Annotated in this window: 1 protein-coding gene and 1 pseudogene; both read left to right on the forward strand. The window is 58.6% G+C overall.

Annotated features, from left to right (window positions below; all coding sequences use genetic code 11):
- Positions 1 to 251 (forward strand): annotated as a pseudogene (locus EA795_RS21250) (type VI secretion system tip protein VgrG); the annotation flags it as partial.
- Positions 248 to 1,102: a DUF4123 domain-containing protein gene (locus EA795_RS20595; RefSeq protein ID WP_014851138.1), complete on the forward strand. Its 855-nt coding sequence runs from the start codon at positions 248 to 250 to the stop codon at positions 1,100 to 1,102. The pseudogene EA795_RS21250 and the gene EA795_RS20595, both read left to right, overlap by 4 nt.
- The last annotated feature ends 131 nt before the right edge of the window (positions 1,103 to 1,233 follow it).

Genomic DNA, 1,233 nt, shown 5'->3' on the forward strand with positions numbered 1-1,233 from the left:
GCGTAACGCTGAACGGCGCGACCATCAGGATGAATTCGGGTGGGGCGGCGGGTAAGGGGGTGGGTTTGAAGATAGTGGCGCCAGCCCTACCTAACGAGGCGGATAAGGACCAAGCAGGCGTCAAGCCAAAACTGGCCCTGGCCAACACTCAGCTACAGATGGCCCGTAAAGCGAGGCAGATCGGGGCCAGCCGCTGCCCGATCTGCGAAGCCTGCAGAGAGGGCGTTTGCGACGTTGGTGCGGCCACATGAATGATCAGTTGCGACAGTGGCTGGATGAACAGCAGGCGCAACACCGGCACCTGCTGCTCGTCATCGACAGCCTGGCCGAGCCCAATCCCATTCATGAGTTGTTTGCCAGCGACCTGATGCGGGATTACGTCAATCTCTACCAAGGAACCGAATTCGCCGATTTGGCGAATATTGGTCCCTGGCTGGTTGCCGTGGGTGTCTCCGAGATCGCGCGGATCCAGTCGTTGCTCGATGCGCCTGAGCGCAACTGGGGCTGGCTGGCCAGCACTGACAGTATCGATTTATCCGCCCTTGCTCATCACTGGCGAGAGCGCATGTACGTCGATGAGGAAGGGCAGCGCTCGCTCTATCGATTCCAGGACAACCGAGTCATCGCTCGTCACCTTGCCGAGCTCGCGCCGGCACAGCAACCGTTGCTGCTTGGTCCCCTGAGCAGCGCTCTTTGCTGGGATGGTGAGCGCTGGCGGTGCTTCGATAATTCACGACCGGCACAATACCCAGCTCCATTCGAAGCAGCCTGGTTGGCCTTGCCCGAGCCGAATACCGTGGTGCGGGAAATCCAGCGCCACAACCTGACGCTTTGGCTGTGGCAAAACCACTCGGCAGCCACCGCTCAACTGGTCGAAACTCGAATATTGAGCGACTGGCTGGACGAGCAACTCGATAAGGCCGAACGCTGGCATTGGCGCTCAGCGGAACGCATCCAGCTCCTGCTGCGTTATCAACTAGACCCCGCGCTCGCCAGCCATCCGGAATGGCCTCCTTACGATCATGAAGCACCCGACGTGCATTTCTCCAGAATCAGCCAGGTGCTATTTAACGCTTCCATTGCACGGGATCATCGGCAGTGAAATTTTTGAAGAATTCATATATCCGAGCCATTTTGTGGCCTGGCCTGTTGGGTATTTCCTTGAGTGCCTGCAGCGCACTTGGTTCGTTCGGAGGCGAAACTTTCACGCTGGAAGGCGAGTTGCCGGCCAAT

This window comes from Stutzerimonas nitrititolerans, assembly GCF_003696285.1.
GTDB lineage: Bacteria > Pseudomonadota > Gammaproteobacteria > Pseudomonadales > Pseudomonadaceae > Stutzerimonas > Stutzerimonas nitrititolerans.

Coding starts and splice junctions, on each gene's coding strand:
- EA795_RS20595 (WP_014851138.1), top strand. CDS start 248: ATGAATGATCAGTTGCGACAGTGGCTGGATGAACAGCAGGCGCAACAC.